Annotated in this window: 23 protein-coding genes; 7 read left to right on the plus strand and 16 right to left on the minus strand. The window is 58.9% G+C overall.

Annotation, left to right across the window (positions count from 1 at the left end):
• Nucleotides 1–32 precede the first annotated feature (32 nt).
• The 6 genes from DLM86_RS10465 to DLM86_RS10485 all read right to left on the minus strand — a co-directional run bounded on the left by DLM86_RS10465 (nucleotide 33) and on the right by DLM86_RS10485 (nucleotide 4,572).
• Nucleotides 33–686 carry a flagellar brake protein gene (locus DLM86_RS10465; RefSeq protein ID WP_110839957.1) on the minus strand — a complete coding sequence of 218 codons (654 nt, stop codon included), beginning with the start codon at nucleotides 684–686 and terminating at the stop codon, nucleotides 33–35.
• A 229-nt stretch (nucleotides 687–915) separates the two neighbouring features.
• The gene (gene ypeB / locus DLM86_RS10470) at nucleotides 916–2,265 is read right to left on the minus strand and encodes a germination protein YpeB (RefSeq protein ID WP_110839958.1); all 1,350 of its coding nucleotides are present in this window, start codon (nucleotides 2,263–2,265) and stop codon (nucleotides 916–918) included.
• 115 nt (nucleotides 2,266–2,380) lie between these two features.
• Nucleotides 2,381–2,533: a hypothetical protein gene (locus DLM86_RS32350; RefSeq protein ID WP_170143706.1), complete on the minus strand. Its 153-nt coding sequence runs from the start codon at nucleotides 2,531–2,533 to the stop codon at nucleotides 2,381–2,383.
• A 46-nt stretch (nucleotides 2,534–2,579) separates the two neighbouring features.
• Nucleotides 2,580–3,275 (minus strand): glutamic-type intramembrane protease PrsW, encoded by a 696-nt coding sequence (prsW, locus tag DLM86_RS10475; protein WP_110839959.1) that lies wholly within the window; start codon nucleotides 3,273–3,275, stop codon nucleotides 2,580–2,582.
• 113 nt (nucleotides 3,276–3,388) lie between these two features.
• Nucleotides 3,389–3,991 carry a genetic competence negative regulator gene (locus DLM86_RS10480; RefSeq protein ID WP_110839960.1) on the minus strand — a complete coding sequence of 201 codons (603 nt, stop codon included), beginning with the start codon at nucleotides 3,989–3,991 and terminating at the stop codon, nucleotides 3,389–3,391.
• Between the two features lie 284 nt (nucleotides 3,992–4,275).
• Nucleotides 4,276–4,572 carry a hypothetical protein gene (locus tag DLM86_RS10485; RefSeq protein WP_146250193.1) on the minus strand — a complete coding sequence of 99 codons (297 nt, stop codon included), beginning with the start codon at nucleotides 4,570–4,572 and terminating at the stop codon, nucleotides 4,276–4,278.
• A 181-nt stretch (nucleotides 4,573–4,753) separates the two neighbouring features.
• Here DLM86_RS10485 and DLM86_RS10490 point away from each other — a divergent pair, with 181 nt between their 5' ends.
• Complete coding sequence (locus DLM86_RS10490) at nucleotides 4,754–5,662, plus strand: polysaccharide deacetylase family protein (protein WP_245954499.1); 909 nt, start codon at nucleotides 4,754–4,756, stop codon at nucleotides 5,660–5,662.
• 23 nt (nucleotides 5,663–5,685) lie between these two features.
• Here the strand turns inward: DLM86_RS10490 and DLM86_RS10495 are convergent, their stop codons facing one another.
• Nucleotides 5,686–5,889, minus strand: coding sequence for a hypothetical protein (locus DLM86_RS10495; RefSeq protein ID WP_110839962.1), 204 nt, complete (start codon nucleotides 5,887–5,889; stop codon nucleotides 5,686–5,688).
• Nucleotides 5,876–6,484, minus strand: a complete 609-nt coding sequence (locus tag DLM86_RS10500; RefSeq protein WP_110839963.1) for a CPBP family intramembrane glutamic endopeptidase — start codon at nucleotides 6,482–6,484, stop codon at nucleotides 5,876–5,878. The genes DLM86_RS10495 and DLM86_RS10500 overlap by 14 nt, the downstream gene beginning before the upstream one ends.
• 94 nt (nucleotides 6,485–6,578) lie before the next feature.
• On the opposite strand from DLM86_RS10500, the gene DLM86_RS10505 reads away from it, so the two are divergent.
• Nucleotides 6,579–7,505: a hypothetical protein gene (locus tag DLM86_RS10505; RefSeq protein ID WP_110839964.1), complete on the plus strand. Its 927-nt coding sequence runs from the start codon at nucleotides 6,579–6,581 to the stop codon at nucleotides 7,503–7,505.
• Between the two features lie 58 nt (nucleotides 7,506–7,563).
• Here DLM86_RS10505 and DLM86_RS10510 read toward each other — a convergent pair whose 3' ends face one another.
• A complete protein-coding gene (locus DLM86_RS10510) occupies nucleotides 7,564–7,884 on the minus strand; it encodes a rhodanese-like domain-containing protein (RefSeq protein WP_110839965.1) in 321 nt (106 codons plus the stop codon).
• 611 nt (nucleotides 7,885–8,495) lie between these two features.
• Here DLM86_RS10510 and serA point away from each other — a divergent pair.
• A complete protein-coding gene (gene serA, locus DLM86_RS10515) occupies nucleotides 8,496–10,088 on the plus strand; it encodes a phosphoglycerate dehydrogenase (RefSeq protein WP_110839966.1) in 1,593 nt (530 codons plus the stop codon).
• Nucleotides 10,089–10,188: 100 nt separating this feature from the next.
• Here serA and DLM86_RS10520 read toward each other — a convergent pair whose 3' ends face one another.
• The 7 genes from DLM86_RS10520 to DLM86_RS10550 form a co-directional block, all read right to left on the minus strand.
• Nucleotides 10,189–12,009 (minus strand): ATP-binding protein, encoded by a 1,821-nt coding sequence (locus DLM86_RS10520; RefSeq protein ID WP_110839967.1) that lies wholly within the window; start codon nucleotides 12,007–12,009, stop codon nucleotides 10,189–10,191.
• A gap of 1 nt (nucleotide 12,010) precedes the next feature.
• Nucleotides 12,011–12,730 (minus strand): response regulator transcription factor, encoded by a 720-nt coding sequence (locus tag DLM86_RS10525; RefSeq protein WP_110839968.1) that lies wholly within the window; start codon nucleotides 12,728–12,730, stop codon nucleotides 12,011–12,013.
• Between the two features lie 37 nt (nucleotides 12,731–12,767).
• Nucleotides 12,768–14,027: a cytochrome c biogenesis protein CcsA gene (ccsA, locus tag DLM86_RS10530; RefSeq protein ID WP_110839969.1), complete on the minus strand. Its 1,260-nt coding sequence runs from the start codon at nucleotides 14,025–14,027 to the stop codon at nucleotides 12,768–12,770.
• Nucleotides 14,024–15,706: a cytochrome c biogenesis protein ResB gene (gene resB / locus DLM86_RS10535; RefSeq protein WP_110839970.1), complete on the minus strand. Its 1,683-nt coding sequence runs from the start codon at nucleotides 15,704–15,706 to the stop codon at nucleotides 14,024–14,026. The genes ccsA and resB overlap by 4 nt, the downstream gene beginning before the upstream one ends.
• Nucleotides 15,707–15,721: 15 nt before the next feature.
• Nucleotides 15,722–16,246, minus strand: coding sequence for a thiol-disulfide oxidoreductase ResA (resA, locus tag DLM86_RS10540; protein WP_110839971.1), 525 nt, complete (start codon nucleotides 16,244–16,246; stop codon nucleotides 15,722–15,724).
• A 76-nt stretch (nucleotides 16,247–16,322) separates the two neighbouring features.
• On the minus strand, nucleotides 16,323–17,072 hold the full coding sequence (locus tag DLM86_RS10545) for a pseudouridine synthase (RefSeq protein ID WP_110840242.1): 750 nt from the start codon (nucleotides 17,070–17,072) through the stop codon (nucleotides 16,323–16,325).
• 23 nt (nucleotides 17,073–17,095) lie between these two features.
• Nucleotides 17,096–17,437 (minus strand): peptidoglycan recognition protein family protein, encoded by a 342-nt coding sequence (locus tag DLM86_RS10550; protein ID WP_110839972.1) that lies wholly within the window; start codon nucleotides 17,435–17,437, stop codon nucleotides 17,096–17,098.
• 270 nt (nucleotides 17,438–17,707) lie between these two features.
• Here DLM86_RS10550 and DLM86_RS10555 point away from each other — a divergent pair, with 270 nt between their 5' ends.
• The 4 genes from DLM86_RS10555 to DLM86_RS10570 all read left to right on the plus strand — a co-directional run bounded on the left by DLM86_RS10555 (nucleotide 17,708) and on the right by DLM86_RS10570 (nucleotide 23,779).
• Entirely contained in the window at nucleotides 17,708–20,014 is a 2,307-nt protein-coding gene (locus DLM86_RS10555) for a helix-turn-helix domain-containing protein (RefSeq protein WP_158289420.1), read from the plus strand.
• Between the two features lie 166 nt (nucleotides 20,015–20,180).
• On the plus strand, nucleotides 20,181–21,164 hold the full coding sequence (locus DLM86_RS10560; protein ID WP_110840243.1) for an ABC transporter permease: 984 nt from the start codon (nucleotides 20,181–20,183) through the stop codon (nucleotides 21,162–21,164).
• 13 nt (nucleotides 21,165–21,177) lie between these two features.
• Complete coding sequence (locus DLM86_RS10565) at nucleotides 21,178–22,065, plus strand: carbohydrate ABC transporter permease (protein WP_110839974.1); 888 nt, start codon at nucleotides 21,178–21,180, stop codon at nucleotides 22,063–22,065.
• 79 nt (nucleotides 22,066–22,144) lie between these two features.
• Nucleotides 22,145–23,779 (plus strand): extracellular solute-binding protein, encoded by a 1,635-nt coding sequence (locus DLM86_RS10570; protein ID WP_110839975.1) that lies wholly within the window; start codon nucleotides 22,145–22,147, stop codon nucleotides 23,777–23,779.
• Nucleotides 23,780–23,795 lie beyond the last annotated feature (16 nt).

The raw sequence follows: 23,795 nt of genomic DNA on the forward strand, positions 1-23,795 counted from the left end.
CTGCCGACCGGACCTTTAAACGGAGAAGAACGTCACCTTTTGCGGAAGTCGAGCTGGCGCTCGAAGCAGTATCGGATGATGCGCTGACGCTCCACGTCGGCGATTTCGGTGAACTGCACCATGACGATCAGCTTGCCGTTCTCGAGCGTCTTGATCCGGACGATCTCGCCCTTGAAGTTGGCGTGCTCGATCGCGCCGTTGCGATACGGTACGAGCAGCCAGCAGCTCAAGACGTCGTGCGTCTTGATCGGCACCCGGCTTTCGCACAGAAACGAAACGCCTCCGCCGCCGACGTCGTCGGTTATCGCCGTGAACATGATCTGCTCGGTCGCCTTGACGGCGATTTCCAGCTCGGCCGGCACGCGAAGAAAGTTGCGCCGCTGCACCTTCGTAATGTGATCGGGCTCCGGCGGCTTGATCAGGACGAGGCGGATCACTTCTTCCTTGAACCCGAGCACGACCGTGTTGAAATAATTTTTGACGCCGCCCTCCGTCATGAAGTAGGCGTTGATCTGGTCCCCGGCATACAGCCGCTTCAGCCGCCCCGTACCGACGTGGATCGGCACCTCCATCGAAATATAGTTCGCATTGACGTCCGCGATGCGCGACTTGTATTCCTGCTGCGCCTCATCCGGATCGATGGAGTTGACTTGTATATATAAAATTTGGTTCACTTTCGGAAGCAAAGGACTGACCTCCCAGCGCTAGCTCGTACTTTAGACCTACCAAAAGCTGTCATGGTCCTATTATATCACGGCAGTCAACGGTTAGAACAACAAAAATGTTCTACAAAAAACGACGAAAACCGCCTTTATTTCCCTTTTGTCCCTCCGTCCCGAAAACACGCAAAACCAATCATAGTGCAAAAAAGAGAAAGCCGTCAAGCGGGCTTTCTCTTTCCTGGCGAACGCTTTGTCAGGAGGTGACGCCGGCTTCCGCCGCTTTCATCTCCTCGATTTTCTCCTCCGCTCCGTTGTCCCCGTTAATGTAAATCCGGTACACCGAGCCGTTCACCCGGCCGGTAAATTGGTAGCAGAGCACTTCTTGATCGATGTCGTTTTTGATCAGCGCCAGCGTCTCGCCGGCGATCTGGAAGTTCGGGTTGAGCGCCTGCTTCGCCTGATTCAGCGTAAGCGCCGGCGTTTTCAGCTCGCGTTTTTTGTGCTCGAACAAGTAGTCCGAAGCTTGCAGGCCGGTGACTTCCCCGTTATCCAGCGCCACTTTGACCGTTACCTTCTCCGGATAGACGACGACGTTGTCCCGCTTCGCCGCGAACAAAATGCTGGCGACGTTCCCGTACGCCTCGTACCCGACCGGCGTCATGTCGGCATAGCCGCGCGAATCCAAAAACGATTGCGCCGCATCGCGGGCCTGCTCGGGGCCGAGCTTCGCCTCCTTCACGTCGCGGGGTGACATGTACCAGATCAGCTGGCCGCCCTTCTTCGTGAAGTCCATCGTTACGTCGGCGCCGTTCTCGTCTTTCGCCGAGAAGCTGTAGGAGCTGTATTCGGTGCCGTTGCCGTTCTCGACGACCCGCATGTCCGACAGGGGCCGGCCCGCGAACTGGGTCGCCTTTTGCTTCACTTCCTCCTCGGTGACGTCGTTGCCGGACAAAGCCGAATACGTCCGCTTCTCGAACATGGCGGTCATCGACGGCCCCCAGTTCACTTCCTCGTACGCGCCCACCTTCTTGTCGACCGTCTGGAAGCCGTCGATGATCGTATTGTCGAGCGTCTTTTCCTCGGAGGCGATCGCCACCTCGACGTCCATCCAACGCAAGTTGTTGGCGATGACCTTGGACTGCACGTCGCGCAAATCGGTCGCGATTTCCTTGGAATGCTCGTACAGCGCTTGGAGCGTTTTCATCTCGTCCGCGTTCAGCGGCTCGTTGGTCAAATCCCGAACGGCGGCCCGGTACGAGAAGTTGGAAATGTTGCTCAAAAACTCCTCCGTCTTGTTGAACGGCAGCAGCGTGAGCGGAAGCTGGTTGATTTCGTTTTGCGCCTGGCTCGTCAGCCTCCAGACGTTGACGAGTCCTTTGCGCTGCGAGGCGTGCGAGGTCGCGTTCAGAGCGAGCGTGTTGCCGAGCTCGGTGTGCAGCTTGTCGATATGGAACGACAAGTCGTGGAACGCGCGCTGATATTGGTTTTCCGCCTTGATCAGGATCGAGTTTTTCTCCTGGTTCACCTGATATCCCCATAGTACCGCTCCGACCAGCAATACGGTCACGACCGGGAACAAGACGGCGCTCAGCCTTCTGTACATGGGCGGTTCGCTCCTTTCCTTTGCCAAAACTGAGATTAGTTTTCGTTTGAGGAGAACCCTTTATGCATCGGAAAAAGAAAGAAGCCTTGCACAGGCAAGGCTTCCGCGCGGAGCGTCACTCCAGCTCGATATCGAAGTCGTTTTGATTGTTGCACAGGCATTGCTTGAACCCGGTTTCGACGCGTTCCTTTTCCTTCTTCCCGCGCAGGATGAACCGTTCCCCGCAATGCTTGCAGCGGATCGTCACTTTCACTCTCGTCCCGTTCATGCCAACCTCCGTGGTCGTTCTGATACGACCAGTATGGCCCGATTATCTACAAGTTAATCTCTTCCTCGGGCCTTACCGCGCGAAAAGGCGATTTCGCGTTGGCGCGGTTGACGTTCCCCATGCCGCGAACCCACAGGAACACCATGAGCGGAACGATCAGCCAAACCCAGTACGTCTTCGTCTGCATCAAAATATAATCGAACAGCCCGTGCCAAAAAATCGGGATCCACAGCGACTTGAACAGAAGCTTCACGCGCTGCGACGGATCGCCGAATTTCGCTTTGCCCATGTAATAGCCCATCATGACGGCGAACAGCGCGTGACCCGAGACGGGCAGAAGCGCGCGGAACAGCAGCGCGGAGAACGAAAACGGATGAAGCATCGCGTAGATGACGTTCTCGAGCGTCGCGAATCCGAGCGAGACGGATACCGCGTAGACGATGCTGTCGTACGGCTCGTCGAACACCGTATGCTTATAAATCGCATAATATAAAATAAACCATTTGAAGAACTCCTCGACCGTGCCCGTAATCCCGAACGCGAACAGCAGCGGGCTCTCGCCCAGCCCGAGCACGAGCGCGCGCTGCAGCACCATGGTCGGAAAAACGAGAAGAACGCCGTACAGGAATACGCGGGCGACCATATGGACCGGCTCCGAGTCGTACAAATCCTTCAAGTAAAAATAGACGAGCAGCGCGATGCCCGGCGCCACGGCGGCCGTGATGACCGAAAGCCATTCCATCCTGCGTCGTTCCTCCTTTCCAATTCCTCCAAACATGGGAAAAAGCATCCGCAAAAACGTCCGTTTTTGAAGATGCTTCTCGTATTCGGATGCTTCGCTCGATCGGGATGCCGTTACTTATGAAAATGCTCGCAAAGGGTGCGGATCGCGTTCTCGGCGATGACCCGTTTGCCATACTCGTCCAACACCGCGGTCGTAACGGAAGTCGCGTCCCCGTACTCGGACAGGATGGCGATCAGCGCTTGCTCCTTCGCCTCTTCCATGTCTTCCGGGTCGATTTGCAAAATCCATTTGTTCTTATAGGAATAAAGTGCCCCTTCCGTGACGCCCGTTCCGGACGCGACGTGAGACGCCTTCAGCAAATGTTCGAAGTCGTGAAACGCGTAAGAGATAACGTCGGATTGCTCCAGCGTTACTTCCATCTCGTATACTTCCTCCGCTTCTTCCTCGTCGATCGGATCGGAAGCGTTCTGTACTTTTCCTCGGGTTACGATGACTACCATGCCTTGTGCGGGCAGGGCGAACACTTCAACAGCGAGCGGGCCGGTCGCGTCGAATCCGAGCTCGGTGTAGGCTTGCTCCATCATTTCGCTGAACAGTTCATGGACTTTCGGAATTTCGCGCCACATGTCCTCTTTTTGGATACCGCGCTCCGTCAGGTCGTCGAATGTCAGGAAAATCCTAATCTTATCCACACTCAAGCGTTCAATTTTCATGACAGGACCTCCCCTTCCACTTCTGTGATAACAGAGTATGATGCCATGCGACGATTGGTGAACCTAAGATACCGGGCTTGTATCATCATGTTACCATGTTTTTAGGGGGGATGCACTATAAAAGTTCGTTATAATCAACGTTGGCCCGACTCGATATCCGTTAGTATCAATATAGTCGGAACGATGGCGAAATAAGCCCTCGTCGGCAAAAAAAAGTTCACGCGGAACTATGTAGCCGCGGCAAAAAGCCCGGCCCCAGAAGCGAGCCGGACTTCGCGCGAACGTCATTGCGTCATGTAAGGGGAATCGGATTTGTCCAAAATCTCGTCGACTTGCTTCTTCACGGTCGGGTCTTGCTGGATCAGCTCTTCGACTTTATCCAGACCGCGGCTCGCGTCGGCGGATTTATCGAATGTCGTCGTCGTAGTCGAGGCGGGTTTGGCCGCCGACTTGACCACTTTTCCGACGACGTCGCCCGCTTGGGACGACAGGCCGGCGAACGACATCGTTCTGTTGCGGTTCCAGTATACGACGGCGGCCGCTCCGACGATTCCGCCCAGCAGGAATGCGCCCATTCTCATAGCTGTCCCTCCTGTTCATCATGATGGGGTTTCCTTAGTAGCTTAACCGATCGGCCCCCGCGCATGCGTGCAAAAAATAGGAAGGCGCCGCCGTTTAAGATCGCCCCGGTTATGCTACAATAGGGCGAGAACGAAACCATCAAGCGTACAGGAGTCGATAGCGGACATTCGAACGAAACGATTGCGCGCGTCGGCCGCCGTTTGGGCGTCGGCGCTTCTTTTGCTGGCGGGATGCGGGGCCGGCGGCGCCGCACAGGGGCTTTCGCCCGCCGGAGAAGGAACGGCGCCGAGCGAGACGACCGCTCCGGCCGACCCTCAGCCGGCGGTTACGCCGCCGCCGAGCGGCCCGACGGCCGGTGCCGGCTCCGGTGTAACGGGCGCGCCGCCCGCGGCCCAGGCGGAGACGCCGGGGAAGGACGAGCCGAAGCCGAAGCCCGCCTACCGGATGAACAAAAATTACGACTTCGTCCCGATCGATCCGGGCGGCAACAAAAAAGTCGTGCTGCTGACGTTCGACGACGGCCCGAAGGAAAAGGCGCAGCTCGAAACGATACTCGATTCGCTGGACAAGCATAAAGCGAAGGCGATCTTTTTCGTCAACGGCTACCGGGTGAAGCAAAATCCGGAGTTGCTGAAGCGGATTCGCGAGCGGGGCCAGACGATCGGCAACCATTCGTGGGATCATATCGATTTGAAGAAAGAAAACGAAGAAACGATCCGGAAGCAGATCGGGGACGTCCAACGAATCGTCCAAGACACGGTCGGCGCCGCCCCGCGATTTTTCCGGCCTCCCTTCGGCTCCTCCAACGATTTCGTCAAGAAGCTGGCGAAGGACGAAGGCATGCTGTTCATGACGTGGTCGAACGGCTCCGAAGACTGGCTCGCCTCGAACCAAAAACCGGAGGGCGTCGTCAAACGGGTGCTCGAGCAGCTCCACCCCGGCAGCAACATTTTGATGCACGAGCTTCCGTGGACCGCCGAGGCGTTGGACGATCTGTTGACGAAGCTCGAGGAGAAAGGGTACGCGTTCCTCGATCCGGACGCGATCGACACCTCCTACTGGCCGTTCGAGCAGACCTCGCATCAATGAAAGAAGAGCGGGTTCCCCCGCTCTTATTTCCATTCTCCCCCATACATTTGATACCAAAAGACGATTCCGGCCGCGAGCAAAACGAGCAGCACGACCAGACTCGCGTGGAAAATGCGCGTTGCCTTGGCGTTGTCCGACGAATGTATGACGCGCCTGGGCGGAAGACGCATATCGTCTTCGCTCGGCAGCTCCTGGGCCGCCTTGCGGGAAGATTTAGCGTTCTCCATCAACCTCATCCCTCCGGTAACGTATGATGCATCCCATAACGAAATCGATCAGGAAATGGGCCGCGATCGGTGCCCACAGCGAGCCGGTAAGCACGTACAGCTTGCCGAGCCCGTAGCTGATCGCGAACACCATCCCCGTCATAAGCCAATGCCGCAAATAGCGGATATGAATCGCCGCGAACAAAATACTCGTCCAGTACGGACCGAACGCATGCTGAATCGCTCCACGGAACAGCAGCTCCTCGCAGATGGCCACGACGAGCGAAATGACGGCGATATGCCATAGCGGACGGCGGCCGAACAGCTTCTGGTTGACGCCACCGTCGTCGGTGACGTCCTCCGGCACCCACCGGGCGATCAGCCAATCGAACGCGAGCACCGCGGCGGCGAAGACGGCCGCACACCCCCAAGCCGACAGCTTCTCCGGGAACCGGATCAGGTCGCTCCATTTTTGGGACTGAAAAAATACGATGCAAATGCCGACAATAAGAGTAATGGCTTGCGTCGCGTACAAATTGACCAGAAGCATGGTGTCGTCGAGCTCGCTCGGATCGACTTTGCGAATCCGGATGTCTTTGAAGTTTAGTTTTTTCATAAGTCCTCCGGTCTACACGGTTCACATTTCGGACGTAATCCCCTATACTTAGGTTCAGAAAAAAAGAAGCGTTTACGAGACAAGGAGTCATGGCATGGACAAGCGTCTTACCCGATCGGACTATGTGTTTTCCCTCATCTTCGTCTTTTTGCTCGTCTGTGTGGCCGGCGCCTTCTTTTTCGGCGTCCAAATCGGCTCGAGCCGGGCGGAGACGAAATACGAAGCGTTATTGGCTCAAAAAGAAGAAGCGTCCAAAATTCCCGGCGCTTACGATCAGCAGCTGCTCGTCTCGTTTTACCATACGATATACGCCCCGTACCGCGAATTTTCGAACCGCTGGTTCGACAAGCTGAAGGAGCTGGAGCTTCAGGCGGATTCGGTCGACGCCTCGGCGGTCATGAAAGATTTGGCGAAACTGGCGGACGAAAAATACGCGGAGCTGGCGAACGCGGCGACGCCGGAATCGTCCCCTCTGCTCGGCGAGGCGCACCAAAATTTGATGAAAGGCTTGAAGCTGTTCGCCGACACGTCGAAAAAGTTTCAGTCCAAGGCGAATGCGATGCACCCGGGCGTCGTCGCGACCGAAATCGACAAGGACGCTTTTTTCCAGGAAGCGAAAAAATTCGTTCTGCTCGGACAGCAGCAATATTACGCCTCCATCGTCAAGTGGAACGAGACGGTCGAGCAGCAGGTGAAAGGCGCCGCCCTGCTCGGCAAAAACGCGTATACGCTGGCGGATTGGAGCCAGATGGGGCTCAACGTCAAAAATACCGTCGTCGCCTCGATGCTGTTGAACGAGAAACGATTTATGCCGCTTTATCCGCAAGACATGACGGTGCGCATCGACGAAATGATCGCGAACGGCCAGGTGAAAAAGCTGAATTTGAACGACATCCAGTCGATCGTCGATATGCTCGGCGATACGAACGCGGCCCGCAAAGGGGACTTTATTCAACGCAAGGACAAATGGTATGCGGGCGAAACGATGCCGCAGCTCCCTTTCTTTTACGAAAACAAGTAGAAAACGTTACGGATGAACGGTCGGATCGATGGAGATCCGACCGTTCTTGCCGTTCGCTTCAATCGTACTCGAAGCCCCGGATCGCGGCGACCGCCGCCATCCCCCCCGTAACGTTGACGACCCGATCGTATCCGCGCTCGGCCAAGTACCGGCTGACCATTTCGCTTCGGACCCCATGGGCGCAAACGACGTATAGCGTCTTGTCGGACGGCAGCTCGTCAAGCCGTCCCGGTATCGCGTTCATCGGCAGAAGCACCGCTTCGTCCAGATGGTAATACTCCCACTCGTGAGGCTCCCGGACATCGACGATCATCTCGTCTTCGCCCAAGCTTGATAGCTTCGTCACGAGCTCCCGCGGATCGATATGCGTATAAGACATCGCTAACGCCCCTTTCCGACGGTTTTCGTGTACCGCCTTATAAGAACATAACGAAATTCGCCGGCAAGTTCAAGGGAAACAAGACGCATAATGAAACGGTCCGACGGGTCGAACCGTCAACTCGAACCGGACGAGCGTCAGTCTTCCGGCAAGCCTCGCTTTAGATGTGTCCATTTTTTGTCGGAAACCGTTTGCGGCCCGGTTTCGGTGTCACTAATGTGTCTCTAAATGGTTGACACTCGTCTCCTGCCATGATACAGTAGGAAAAAATGAATGCGTGAAAACGACGATGACGGAGACTAGCATGAACGAAGCCTACAGAAAGCCGGTGGCCGCTGCGAACCGGTGGCGCTCGCCATGCGATCCACTCCCGAGTCAGAGGCGCGAAGGCTTACCGCTCGAAGCGCAGCCGGCAGGAGACCGTTATCGCTCCGGGGTCACACGTTTGTTTCGTCTGACCCGGCAAGGCCGGACGCGCGAGCTTCCGGCGAACCTAGGGTGGCACCGCGAACCGAACTCTCGTCCCTATATACGGCACAATCCGTATGGGACGGGAGTTTTTTGCATTCCATTCACTCATACTGTAAGTAGACCAAAGGAGGAGCATCATCATGTTCAAAGTGTTGGTAACCGACCCGATCAGCGATTTGGGACTGCAGCAGCTGACGGATGCGAGCGACGTCGAGGTCGTTAAGAAAACGGGCATACCGGAGGACGAAATCGTCTCGATCATCGGCGGGTTCGACGCGCTGCTCGTCCGCTCGCAGACGAAAGTGACCCGCCGCATCATGGAAGCGGGCACGAGCTTGAAAGTAATCGGCCGCGCCGGCGTCGGCGTCGACAACATCGACACGGAAGCGGCGACGAGCCTCGGCATCGTCGTCATCAACGCGCCGGACGGCAATACGATCACGACGTGCGAGCATACGTTTGCGATGATGATGGCGCTCGCCCGCCATATTCCGCAAGCGTACATGAAGACGGTAACCGGCGAATGGGACCGGAAGTCGTTCGTCGGCGTCGAGCTCCGCAACAAGACGCTCGGCGTGCTCGGCTTGGGCCGGATCGGCGCGGAAGTGGCGAAGCGCGCGATCGCATTCGGCATGAACGTGCTCGGCTACGATCCGTTCATGACCGAGGAGCGCGCCGAGAAGCTCGGCATCAAGCTGGCGACGGTCGACGAGATCGTCCGCAACGCCGATTTCATGACGGTGCATACGCCGCTGACGAACGAGACGCGCCATATGATCGCGCGCCCGCAGTTCGAAGTGATGAAGAAAGGGATGCGCATCGTCAACTGCGCGCGCGGCGGCATTATCGACGAGCTGGCGCTTGTCGAAGCGATCGACCAAGGCATCGTCCACGGCGCGGCGTTCGACGTGTTCGAGCAGGAGCCGCCAAGCCCGGACCATCCGTTCCTGAAGCATCCGAAAATCGTCGTGACGCCTCACCTCGGCGCCTCGACCGTCGAAGCGCAGGAAAACGTGGCGATCGACGTATCCGAGCAAGTGCTCCACATTTTGCGCAACGAGCCGTTCAAAAACGCGGTCAACATGCCGCCGATTCCGGCCGAGCTGCTGAACAAGATCCAGCCGTACTTCAAGCTGTGCGAGAAGCTCGGCAACTCGCTCGCGCAAATGACCGACGGCGCCGTACGCGAAATTACGGTCAATTATTCGGGCGAGCTCGCCGACCTCGATACGAACCCGCTGACCCGCTACGTCCTGAAGGGAGTCCTGTCGCACCATCTCGGCGCGGAGCAGGTGAACGCGGTCAACTCGATGCATTTGGCGAAGCAGCGCGACATCAACATCGTCATCCAGAAGTCGACGGCAACGAAAGGCTTCACGAACCGGATCACGATCAGCCTGAAAACGAAGGACGAGGAGCGCTGGCTGTCGGGGACGCTGCTGGCCGGCTTCGGCGAGCGGATCGTCCAAATCGGTCCGTATCCGGTCGACGTTCCGACGGAAGGCTACCTGCTGCTCGTCTCGCATAACGACAAGCCGGGCATCATCGGCCGCGTCGGCACGCTGCTCGGCAACAACGACGTCAACATCGCGACGATGCAGGTCGGCCGTACTGACGTCGGCGGCTCGGCGATCATGGTGCTGACGATCGACAAGCAGGCGCCGAAGGCCGTGCTGGAGCAGCTCAATCAGCTGCCCGAAATCAAGCGGGTGCGCGAAATCGTGCTCGTCTAAGGCGGCGTGGAACGACATCGTCCGCAATTGTTTCACGTACAACAAGATTTGTCGTCAAATAAAAAGGTTTTTCCGCTTCGTTTGCGGAAAAACCTTTTTTTCAACCGGCCGAACGGTTCGGAATTTTGATGAAGAATGTCGTCCCTTGTCCGAGCTCGCTCTCGGCGTGGATCGAGCCGTTATGGGCGTCGACGATGTTTTTCACGATCGCGAGGCCGAGCCCCGTGCCGCCCGACGACCCGCGCGTCCGCGCCTTGTCGGCTTTGTAAAACCGTTCGAAAATATAGGGCAAATCTTCGCGCGGAATGCCTTGACCCCCGTCTTCGATCTCGAACAGGACGCTTTCGTCCTTCGGATCGGCCGGCCGCTTGACGCGAAGCGCAATCCACGAGCCCGAAGGCGTATGCCGCACCGCATTGTCCAGCAAATTCGTCAGCACCTGCTCGAGCCGGTCTTCATCGGCGCTGTAAAGCGTCATGTCCGGCTCCGCCGCCTCGACTTTCAAGGCGATGCCCCGCTCCTTGCACAGCGCGGTAAACTTGCGGTTGACTCGGGCGAGGAGCGGATCGAGTGCAAACCGGCGGAAATGAAGCTCGATATGCCCCGCCTCCATCCGGGCGAGATCGAGCAAATCTTTCACGAGCCGGCCCATGCGCAGCGATTCGTCGTGGATCACTTGGGCGAGCTCCCGCCGCTCCTCCGGCGTGGCCGCGATATCGTCGAGCAGCGCCTCGCTGTAGCCTTGCAGCATCGACAGCGGCGTCCGCAGCTCGTGCGAGACGTTGGCGACGAAATCTTTGCGCAGCTTGTCGAGCCGGTGCTCCTCGGTTACGTCGCGGAGCACCGCAACCGTGCCGCGCAGCCCGTCGGTCGAGTAGAGCGGCGCCATGACGACGGAATAGACGTTGCTGCGCACGTGCACGTTCGACGTCGTTTCCTTGTTGCTGCGGACGACCGTCTCGAACAGCGGCTGCAGCGGCTGCGGCACCGGCGAGCCTCCGTCCGTCTGGCCGCCGGCCCCGTCCTCCCAGCCGAGCTCCCTCCACTCCTCGACGAGCCGTTCCCCTTGCGGGTTCGTCAAGATGACGCGACCGTCGGCGTCCAGCGTCACGACCGCGTCGGTCATGCTTCGCAGGACGCTCGACAGGTGCTCCTTCTCGTGATTGAGGGCGTTGATCGTCTCGTCGAGCCGGCCGGTCATATGGTTGAAGGCGACGGCCAATTCCCCGATTTCGTCCGACGACGAGACGGGGACCCGCGTCTTGTACTCGCCGAGCGTGATGAAGTCGGCCGCCTTCTTCATCTGCAGCAGCGGCTGCGTAATTTTCGTCGACAGGAAGAAGGCGAACAGCGTCGTAAGCAGGAAGCCGATGACGGCGGCGATGACGAACAAATTTTGAAAGTACGCTTGCGTGTAGGCGAGCGTCAGCTGCGCCTGGTACAGCACGACGACGCCCCGGACCGGCGCGTCGGTCACGTTTTCCCGCTGCGGGACGGCTACGGCGAGAAACCGTTTGCCCGTCCCCGGGTCGTAATAAATGGCCGGGAAGATGCCGCCCGCCAACACCTGCTTCAGCGTATCCGCATCGAACAGGTCGGTGGCGAGAAGCCGCGGCACCTGCGATTGGTCGGGCGCCGGGATCGTCTCCTCCAGCCGCTCGTTCAGCACGATCAGCGCCGCGTCCTGCGCGTCGAGCAGCTCCGCCACGGCGGCGACATACGGAAAATCTTCGTGATGCAGGCTCAAGTCGCTCGACACTTTGAGCGCCATTTTTTGCAGGCTGCGTTCCTGATCTTTGGAGTTGGCGATATTCGTATTGAGAAATTGGCCCATAAAGACGCCGTTGATCACGAGAACAACGGCGACTAATCCGATTATGGTCATCCACAGCTTGCCGACGACGCTTTTCCACAGTTTCACGTTATTTGGGCACCTCGAGCTTGTAGCCGACGCCCCATACGGTCGTAATCATCGACGCCGCCTCCGGAGAAACTTTGTTCAGCTTCTCGCGCAGCCGCTTCACGTGCGTGTCGACCGTACGCAGGTCGCCGAAAAATTCGTAGTTCCAGACGTCCTTCAGCAAATCTTCGCGCGAAAACACTTTGTCCGGGGACGTAGCCAAATAGTGAAGCAGTTCGTACTCCTTCGGCGTCAGCGCCACCTCCTGCCCGCCGGCCGTGACGCGGTGGGCGTCGTGCTCGATGACGAGATGGGGGAAGACGATGTTGTTGCTCGCATGAATCGCGTCCTTGGCCAAGTACGCGGTCGCCGAGGACCGGCGCAAAATCGCCTTGACCCGGTAAATGACTTCGCGCGGGCTGAACGGCTTGACGACGTAATCGTCGGCGCCGACCTCGAACCCCTGCACCCGGTTCGTCTCCTCGCCCTTCGCCGTCAGCATGATGACCGGCGTCGCCTTCACCTGGCGAAGCCGGGCGCAAACCTCGGTGCCGTCGATGCCGGGAAGCATGATGTCGAGAAGGATCAAGTCGTAGTCGCCCTCGAGCGCTTTCGCCAGCGCCGATTCGCCGTCCTCCGCCTCGTCGATGACGAAGCCTTCCTTCTCCAAATACATCCGCAGCAATCGGCGGATGCGTTCCTCGTCGTCGACGACCAAAATGCTCGCTTTCATATCCACCATTACGGTTCAACCTCCTTCATGGAGCAGCGCTAATGGGCTAGACGCCCGCGTACGAGTGAAGCCCGGCGATGATCAGGTTGACGCCGATCAGCGTAAACATGACGACGACGAAGCCGATAACCGCCAGCCAGGCGGACTTGCGGCCCTGCCAGCCGCGGGAAAGCCGGAAATGCAGGTAAGCGGTGTAAAACAGCCACGTAATGAGCGCCCATACTTCCTTCGGGTCCCAGCCCCAAAACCGCCCCCACGCCTCGTGCGCCCAAATCATCGCGAAAATAAGCGCGCCGAGGGTGAAAATCGGGAAGCCGATGGCGATGGCGCGGTAGCTGATTTCGTCCAAATCCTCCGCGTCCATCCCGCTCATCGCCGGATGGATCGCCGCGCCGATCTGCTTGCGCAGAACGAGCCGCAGCAGCCCGTACAAGAGAAGGCCGGCGATGACGGACCAGATGAACGTGTTCAGCTTTCGTCCCGCGTTGACGCCGTTCATCCACGACGGCGCCGTGAACGGCGGTTCGGTCATGCCGAGGAACGGCTTCATTTCCACGACGGTGCTGTTGTACGGCTTGACGATCGGCGGAAGCACGTAATCGACGGTTCCGGTCTCGACGATTTCTTTGCCGCTCTGATCGATCCTCGTCGTCTCCTGCGAGAACGACGCTTCGTAGCCGAGCCCTTTGAACAGGAACACGCTGCCGACGAACGCCACGATGAGCAGGACGACGAAAATGACGAACTCGACGCCGCGACGCTCGCGACGGTCCGTCTTCGAAGTGCCCGAATAGTTGACGACGCGGATCAAATACATGAGCCCGCCGGCGAAGCCGACGGCGAAAAACGCTTCCCCGAGCGCCGCGGTCGTTACGTGGATTTTCAGCCAGTAGCTTTGCAGCGCCGGTATGAGCGGCTGAATATCCGGCGGGAAGACGAGCGCGTACGCCAGGATGATGACCCCGACCGGCATCGCGAACATGCCGAGCACCGACGTCTTATAGATCAGATAGACGACGATGAACGCGAGCACGATCATCATCGCGAGGAACGTCATGAACTCGAACATGTTGCTTGTCGGGATATGGCCGGCCGCCGCCCATCGGGTGAAGAAAAAGACGAGCTGCGAGGCGAAGCCGAGTATCGTGACGGAGAGTCCGATCGTCCCCCACCGTTTCGCGTGGCGCTCCGGGTCTCGCGAGCTCCACTTTTTGCCCGTGACCGCAATCACGAACGTAATGAACGAAAGCGTGTATAGAATGAATGCGATCAATAAAAACGTTCCGCTGACGGTTTCCGTATTCAATCCTTTTTCACCTCGTTGGCCAATTGCTTCGGTTCGACCGCGACGCCGAGCTTGTTCAGCATCGCCGCGACGTCATTCCGCAGCCCGTACCAGTTTTTGTTCGTATGGGCGCCGAGCGACAGGACGTCGCCGTCGTCGAATCGCAGCCAGATGCGCCGATGCTGCCAGTACAGTCCCATGACGACGCCGATCATGAAGATCGTCGCCCCGGCGAAAATATAGGGCAGCGCCGTATCTTTGCGAAGGTTCAAGTAGGTCGTGTAGTTGGCGATTTCGACGTCCTCCATCGAATTGACCGAAATGTCCCACTCGCTGCCGAACGCTCCGTTGATTTTGTCCTGGCTGAACTTCTCCTTGTCGATTTCCCGGGGGAAATAGAAGTACGGCTGCCCGCCTTCCGGCATCCCCGGTCCCGTAATGACGAAGACGAACGCCGGCGCGTTCGGCTCGTTGGATACCGTAATCGGCGTTCCTTTGTCGTTGACCGAGAAATCGGGGAAATATTCCTTCAGCGCGAGCTTGTACGGTCCCGCCTCGTAGGAGGAGGCCGGGTTTTTCGTACGAATTTCGATCGGACCGTACGACTGCCCGGTCTTTTTGTTTTTGAGCATCGCGTGAACCGCCAGCAGCCTCGGCGTCTCCGCGTAATCGAATTGATACGCGAGAAGCCCTTCGTACTTCAGCGGATGATTGACCGTGATGCTTTGACGCGTCAGCTCCTTCAGCTGCGGCTCGCGGTCCGGACTGTCGCAGTCGGCGACGCATTCGTACAGCACCGCCTTCGTCTCGTACAGCTTCGCTACCGTCTGCCCGCGCTCGCGGAACTGCTCGCTCATTTCGTTATCGTCGTAAAACGTGACGTTGAACTGCTCGTTTTTCAAATAGTAGTTCGTTTCGGGAATTTTCGCGGGCTCGCCTTCGAGGAAGCCGACATATTGGTCCAAGTACCAGCCGGGCAGCCCGCGCATGAGCACCGCGAGCAGGAAAATGATAAGCCCGATATGGTTCACGTACGGCCCCCATCGGCTGAACCGGTGCTTCTCCGCGAGCAGCGCCGACCCGTCGGTATGGACGCGGTACCCTTTCTTCCGCAGCTTCTCCGCCGCTTCGCCGACCCATTGCTCCGCCGTCTTCCGGCCCGACTCGCCGTCCAGCTCCACTTTGCCCTTGTACACGACCCGCTGCCGGAGCAGAAACGACAGATGCTTGCGGATTTGCTGCTTGCTGAGGGCGCGATACAGCGGCAGCACCCGGTCGAGGCTGCAGATGACGAGCGACGTCCCGATCATGACAAGCAAAGCGACGAACCACCAGGAGCCGTACGTATCGGACAAGCCGAGCTTATAGTACAAATCCCCCGTCCAGCCGTACGTTTCTTTGTAATATCGGGCCGGATCGACGTTAATGAACGTGTTTTCCTGCGGATAAACGGTGCCGAGCATGGCGCCGAGCAGGGTGGCCAAAATGAGGTAAATGGCGATTTTGACCGAGGAAAAAAAGTTCCAAACCCGGTCCAGCAAAGTCGGGTTCGCCTTCTGCGAACGCCGCGCGATGCCGTCGTAGCGCATCTCGAGGGGAGCCGTCCCGTCGTCGTCGACGAGCGGCTTGCCGCACGATTCGCACAAAACGGTTCCCACATGATTTTGGTGGCCGCATTCGCATTTCGTGTTCGCAATCAAGGGGGGTTCGCTCCTTTACGGTTTCAGCATCGACCGGACCGTAGCGTCGATGAACGGCTCGTCCATCTCGATGGCGGCGATTTTGACGATCTTGCCGTCCGGGTCGACGAAAAATGTCGTCGGATACGACCGGACCGCATAACGGTCCCTCATGCGAAGCTCCTTGTCGAACAGGACGGGAAACGTCACTTCGTTTTGGCGGACGAAGCTTTGGACGGTAACGGCGCTTTCGTCGAGATTCAGCCCGAGCACGACGAGGCCCTGGTCCTTCCATTTGTCGTACTGCCGCTGAATGGCCGGCATTTCGCGGGCGCACGGCTCGCACCACGTTCCCCAGAAGTTGACCATCACCGGCTTGCCGCGCAGGTCGGACAACCGGTATGTCTTGCCGTCCAGCCCCTGTAACGAAAAATCAGGAGCCGTGCTCCCTTCCCGCGGAATGTTCTCCTCGGCGAACAGGCTGCTCCCGATCGTATATCCGCCGATCAGCAGAACCGCGGCCAAGATGACGCCTTGGATCCATCTCCGATTATTGCGCATCGCGGATCACCTTCGCTTCGTATTGTCAATCCAACTACTCACATTATAAGCGAAAACGTTCGGTCAAATAGAGCCGTCATTGCGGCTTAATTTGAACATTATGTGACCGGACCGCGCTGTCGCGCAGCTCGGCGACTTCCGCCGCGGTGAGCGCCCGGTACTTGCCCCGCATCAGGCCGGACACCGTCAGCGGCCCGAACTGGACCCGTCTCAGCTTCTCGACCGGAAACTTGATCGCGTCGAACATGCGGCGCACTTGCCGGTTGCGGCCTTCGTAAATCGTGATCGAGACGATCGTCTCGTTCTTGTCCGGGTTGATGTCGACGTATTCGACCTCGGCCGGCGCGGTCATGCCGTCCTCGAGCTGGACGCCCGTACGAAGCTTGTCCAGCAGCTCGCCGTGCGGCACGCCTTTCACCGTCGCGTGGTACGTCTTCGGCACGTGGTGCTTCGGATGCGTCAGCAGATTGGCCAGCTCGCCGTCGTTCGTCAGCAGCAGCAGCCCCTCGGTGTCGTAGTCGAGCCTTCCGACCGGATACACCCGCTCCTTTACGCCGTGGAGATAATCGGCCACCACCTTGCGCCCCTCGGGGTCTTTCGCGCTCGTAATGACGCCTCGCGGCTTGTTGAACAGCAAATACGTTTTTTTCTGACGATTGATCGGACGCCCGTCCACCTTTATCGCGTCGACGTCGGGGTCGACCTTCACCCCGAGCGTCGTCACCGTCTCGTCGTTCACCTGAACCCGTCCGGCTTCGATATATTCCTCGCACTTGCGGCGGGAAGCTACGCCGGCTTGGGCGAGCACTTTTTGCAAACGTTCCATCATCTCTGGAGGTCACCTCAACCCTAATGATAACCATCCTTTGGCGAAATCACAAGTTCGGACCATGGAAAATAAGCCCCCGGACAGCCGTCGGTGTGCGAGATCAAATCTCCCGGGTCGAGACCGAACGTTTCCGCGAGCCGGAGCACGAGCTTCTGCACGACGAAAACCTGTTCCCGGGCCTGGCCGGAAGCCGCTTCCTCCGGGCGGGAGAAGTCGCCTTCGACGCAGATATGGATCCGGGACGCTTCGGTCGCATCCGCGGACGGAACGATCGTGCCGTCACGCGTGACGTAGAAGTCGTAGCCTCTGCCGTTAATCGACGAACAGACGGAATGATGAATCGTGATGCCGTTCGGACGCATGCCGGATCGCCTCCCCTTCTCGCTTGGCTCCATTGCGGAGTTGAAGCGGACGCGCATTCGCGCGAACGGCGATGCGGCCCGCTTCCAGCATTATATGGAGGCGAAAGGCCCGGGGTGCAAGCGGGGCGGGTTCAGGTTCACCGCTCGCATATCCGCTTCAGAAACGGCCGATTCCGGCTCATGGCGCAAATACGGAGTCTCATGTACAATGAGAGCGATTGCAAAGTCATATCCGGCCTATCAGCGCGTCGGCCGAAGGAGGGTCCCACGTTGCGCGGCACATCGAGAAAATCGTTCTTTTACCGGAGTCTCGGCTTCTATCTGCTCATCCTTTTCATCCCCTCGCTCTTTCTCGGCCTATCCGGCTACTCCGACATCGTCTCCGTCATGGAGAAGGAGGTGACGAGCGGCCATGAAGACATGCTCGTCCAAATCCGCGAGTCGATCGACACGAAAATGCTCGAGCTGAACCGAATCGCCGCGGAAATTTCGGCCAACCCCGATTTGACCCCCTACGCGCTCAAGCAAGGGTTTTACCATACGCTGCAAATCAAGCCGCTGCTGCGCTACCGGGTCGCCAATGAATTTTTGAAGGAAGTGCTGCTGTACGTCAAAGGAAGCGATTACCTGATATCGTCCGAAAGCACGTATCCGCTCTCGCTGTTCAACCGGTCCGTCTACAAATTCGAGTACTGGACGCCCGAGCAGCTCGCGCACGCGCTCGACGCCGAATCGAGGCCCGTGCTGCGGCCGGCCGAATACGTCTCGATGAACAACGGCACGCAGGAGCGGATCGTCGCGTACTCGATCCCGATCCCGATCAACAGCCGGGAGCCGCACGGCACGGTGCTGTTCCTGATCAGCGAAAGCTCGCTGCTCGGCTACATGAAGTACGACCAGACGGTCAAAACCGGCAACACCGTCGTGCTCGACGAACACAAAACGCCGATCGCCTCGCTGAACCGCCGTTATATGGACGATCCGTCGTGGATCGGGTTGCTGGCGGACGACGGCGGCGCCGGCACCCGTGTCGTCGACAAAGGCCGGGAGCGGCTGCTCGTCTCGCGAACCGTTTCCCCGCAAACCGGCTGGACGTACGTGACGTTCGTCCCGGCCGACGACGTGCTGCGGGGCGTCCATCAGGTCGGAAAAAAGTGGCTGAGCTTCGCCCTGCTCATCACGGCGGTCGGCATCGTCGCCATATTCGGGGTGATGCGGTTCAGCTACAATCCGATCCGCCGGCTCGTCAAGCTGGCCGAGACGAAATGGGCGCAGGCGGCTCAAGGCAAGCTGAACGAGCTCGAAGTCATCTCGGCGGCGCTCGACCAGATGGCCAAATCGAACGAGGAGAAGGACGCAAGGCTGCTGCAGAGCCGTTCGGCCGTCCGCAGCCATTTGCTGTCGCGGCTCTTGAAGGGCGAGTTCGACGGCGTCGACTCGTTCAACGCCGCGGCGCGCGAGGTCGGACTGGCGTTCCCGCCGGGAACGTACGGCGTCGTCGTGTTCGACGGCCCCGCACACGAACCGGCTTGGAAGGCCGCGCTGGCCGACGCCTTGGACGGACGCGTCGAAGGCGGCTTGACCGTCTACGGCCGGGAAAGCCTCGAGAAGCATCAATGGATCGCCGTTTACGGTGCCGATGAGGAGACGCCCTCCGGCGCCGATGCCGCCGGGCCGTTCGCCCGGGCAAAGCTCGAGGTCCAGCAGCGGTGCGGCGTCCCGCTGACCGTCGGCATCGGCAATCGTTATGCCGAGACGGCGCAAATCGGCAAATCGTACATCGAGGCGTCGACGGCCGTCGACTTCAAGCTGATCAAAGGACGCGGCGAAACGATCCGCTTCTCCGACGTCATGGAGCTCGACGCGATGCGGCCGATCCCCCATCTCGCCGACGAGCTCGAGCGGCTGAAATATGTAATCCGTCTCGGCGACGCGGACAAGGTGAACGCCGTCATCGCGCAAATATCGGATAAAATCAAGCGGGACGGCACGTCGCTCGTCATTGCCCGCTGCCTCTGCTACGACGTCGTCAACACGCTCGTCAAAGCTTTGTACGACGAGGACAAACGGCTGGCCGAATCGATGTTCCCGAACGTGGCCGCCCTGCTCCAATTCGAGACGGTGGAGCAGCTGTCCGAATCGCTCGCCGCCTCCTCCGCCCGCTGGTGCGACCTGAAGCGGACGAACGAGCGCGGCGGGGAGCTGCTCGACGCGCTCACGGGCTACATCGATCGCCACTACGAATCTCCGTCGTTTTCCGTACAGGCGCTGGCCGATTTCGTGTCGCTCTCCCCCTCCTACGTCAGCCGTTACTTCAAGGAGAAGACGGGCAAGACCGTAAGCGACTACGTGCATCAGCAGCGGATCGAACGGGCGAAGCGGATGCTCGAGACGCGCGATTATCCGGTGAAGGACATCGTGCAGCAGATCGGCTACTACGACGCGTCGAGCTTTATCCGCAAATTCAAAAACGCGGTCGGCGTCACGCCCGGCGAATACCGGAGGCAGGTCGAGCTGCGGGAGCGGGAGCGGGAGCCGGAACGGGAGCGGATGCCGCATATTTCGGAGCGGAATTGACATACCCCCGCTCCCTCGCCCGCCGGCCGAACGGACGCCGGAAGCCGGCGCTCCGCCGTTTTCCGCACAAAGACATTTGCCGCACATGCCGGAAACATCGGCTTATTTCCTCCGCTTTCGTCCCGCGTATATAGTGGGGTAGCCGGATACCGAGGGGGTGAACGACATATCGGCTAACGCAAACCGCGGCACGGCGCTCGCGGCCGGGGCCGATCCGGCGACGAAGCCTGCGGCCGGGACCGCACGACGCGGATTAGGAAAGCGCATACTGCGCAGCTACGAGCTGTACTTGTTTTTGCTGCCGACGCTCGTCTACTTCGCGGTGTTCCATTACGTGCCGATTTACGGCGTCCAGATCGCGTTCAAAAACTTCGTCGCCGTGAAAGGCATAGCCGGCAGCGCCTGGGTCGGATTCGACCATTTCGAGCGGTTTTTCCATTCCGACCGGTTCTGGACCGTCATCCGCAACACGCTGGGCATCAGCCTGTACGAGCTGCTCGTCGCGTTCCCCGCGCCGATCGTGCTGGCGCTGCTCGTCAACCAAGTCGGAAACGGCCGTTTCCGCCGCTTCGTGCAAACGATTACATACGCGCCTCACTTCATCTCCACGGTCGTCATCGTCGGCATGCTGTACTTGTTCCTGTCCCCGCGTTCGGGACTGGTCAATCAGGCGATCGTCGCGTTCGGCGGGGAGCCGGTCTTTTTCATGGCGAGTACGGGCTGGTTCAAGACGATTTTCGTCTTCTCCGGCGTCTGGCAAAACGTCGGCTGGGCGACCATCATCTACTTGGCCGCGCTTTCCTCGATCAGTCCGGACCTGCACGAAGCGGCCGTCATGGACGGGGCGACGAAGCTGCAGCGGGTGCGCCATATCGATCTGCCCGGCATTATGCCCACGATCGTCATTTTGCTCATCCTGAACATGGGCCATCTGCTCAGCGTCGGCTTCGAGAAAGTGTACCTGATGCAAAACCAGCTGAACATCGACTCGTCGGAAATTATCCAAACGTACGTGTACAAGGCCGGGCTCCTGAACGGTCAATTCAGCTATTCCGCCGCGATCGGGCTGTTCAATTCGGTCGTCAACTTCGCGCTGCTCGTCGCCGTCAACCAAGCGGCCCGCCGGATGAAGCAGCAAAGCTTATGGTAAGGAGGGAACCGCCATCATCGCGACACGAAGCACATCCGACAAATGGTTCGACGCCGTCAACTACACCCTCCTCTCCTTATTGGTCGTCGCCGTCCTGTACCCGCTCTACTTCGTCGTCATCGCTTCGTTCAGCAATCCCGACCTGGTCAACGCCGGGCGGATTTGGCTGCTGCCCCGCGAGACGACGCTCGAAGGGTATCGGCGCATCTTCGCCGACGAGACGATCTGGCTCGGCTACCGCAACACGCTGCTGTATACGGGGCTCGGCACGTTCCTCAACGTCGCGCTGACGCTGACCGCGGGCTACGCGCTGTCGCGCGCCGATATGCCGGGGCGCAACGGCTTCATGCTCGCCATCGTGTTCACGATGTTTTTCAGCGGCGGCATCATTCCGACGTATATTCTCGTCAAGCAGCTCGGCATGGTCAACACGATGTGGGCGATGATCGTTCCGAACGCGGTGTCGGCCTACAACCTGATCATCACCCGCACGTTTTTCCAAAACTCGATTCCGCACGAGCTGCTCGAGGCGGCCGTCATGGACGGCTGCTCCAATACGCGGTACTTTTTCCGCATCGTGCTGCCGCTCTCGATGCCGATCGTCGCCGTCATGGTGCTGTTCAGCGCCGTCGGCCATTGGAACTCGTATTTCCAGGCGCTCATTTATTTGAAGGATTCCGAGCTGTATCCGCTGCAAATCGTGCTGCGCAACATCCTGATCGCCAACGAGGCGTCCGGCGGCATGGTCGACGATCTGATCAACGTCTCCGAGCAGCAGCGCATCGCCGAGCTGATGAAGTACGGCGTCGTGCTCGTGGCGAGCTTGCCCGTTCTCGCGCTCTATCCGTTCGTGCAGCGGTATTTCGTCAAAGGGGTCATGATCGGCTCGGTGAAAGGGTAATCGGCCGGACTCCGGCTCGAACGCCATGCCGGGGACCGTGGGAAACAAGGCTTTATGATACGGGGGAGGGTTTCGATCGATGAAAAAGACGTTCCGTACCGCTACCGGCTTGACCGGCGCGGCCGTTACCGCCGCACTTCTGACGCTGACCGCCTGCGGCGGCGAGGCGGACAAACCGGCCGCCGACCCGTCGGGGAGCGACAAGCCGGCCGCCGGAGCGCCGGCCAATATGAACGCATCCGGGCTGCCGATCGTCAAGGAGAAGGTGACGATCAACATCGCGGGGTTCAAGGGCGCGGTCTCTAAAGATTTCGACACGCTGCCGTTTTTCAAGGAAACGGAAGAGAAAACGAACATCCATATCAAGTGGGATATGCATCCGGGCAGCAGCTGGAAGGAGAAGAAAAACTTGCTGTTCGCGAGCGGCGAGCTTCCCGAAGCGCTGTACGGGCACTATATTCTGGAAACGGACGAAGTGGTGAAGTACGGGTCGCAGGGCATTTTCATTCCGCTCGAGGGGCTCATCGACAAGTACGCGCCCAATTTCAAGAAGCTGCTCGACGACAACCCCGAGTACAAGAAGGAGCTGACCGCCCCGGACGGCCATATTTACTCCCTCCCGACGATCGACGAAGGGTATCCGGACTCGCGCGACGCGATGTTCATCAACAAGAAGTGGCTCGACAAGCTGAATATGAAAATACCGGAGACGACCGAGGAGTTTTACGCCGCTTTGAAAGCGTTCAAGGACAACGACATGAACGGCAACGGCAAAAAAGACGAAATTCCGTTCTCCTTCCGGGTGCATGCGAATACGGGCCTCTTCTCGTTTTTCGGCGCATTCGGCTTGCCGGACCGTCCGGACCATATCGTCATGAAGGGCGACAAGGTCGTCTATTCGGCGGTGCAGCCGGAATACAAGGAAGCGGTTCAATACATGAACCGGCTGTTCAAGGAAGGGCTGGCGGACCCGGAAAGCTTCACCCACGACGAGAAAGTGTATTACGCCAAAATCCGCGGCCAAGAGCAGACGGTCGGCGCGTTCAGCGCCTGGTCGATCAATACCGTGTTCGGCGCGTCGGCCGGCACCGACTACGTCCCGCTTCCGCCGCTCAAAGGCCCGAAGGGCGACCGCTCGTGGAACCGTCTCCCCGTCGGCATTTTGAGCAAAGGCTCGTTCGCGATTACGTCGAAAAACAAAAACCCGGAAATTACGATGCGCTGGATCGATTACATGTACGATCCGATGGTCAGCCTGCAGGCGGTGGACGGCGTGCTCGGCACGAACATCAAGCTGCGCGACGACGGCAAAATCGAATATTTGCCGGTGCCGTCCGGCATGAACTCGAACGAATTCCGCCACTCGACCGCGCCCGCTTCGACATCGGTGTTCGCCAAGACGAGAGCGATCCGCGACAAGACGATCCAGTCGGAGGCCAGCCTCGAGAAAAGCGCGCTCGACCAGCTGTATAAGCCTTATCTGGTGAAGGACATTTACCCGAACGTCTTCTTCACCGCCGAGGAAAACGACAACCGGCTCCGCTACTTCGTCGACATCGACGCCTACGTCAACAAAATGTACGCCAAATGGATGATGCAGGGCGGCCTCGACGCGGAATGGGGCGAATATACGAAGAAGCTGAACGAAATGGGCTTGGACAAAATGGTCGGCATTTATCAAGACGCGTATAACCGGTACAAATCGGTCAAGTAAGTGACGCGGCTAACGA

Origin of the sequence: Paenibacillus flagellatus (assembly GCF_003217775.1) — a bacterium.
GTDB lineage: Bacteria > Bacillota > Bacilli > Paenibacillales > NBRC-103111 > Paenibacillus_AB > Paenibacillus_AB flagellatus.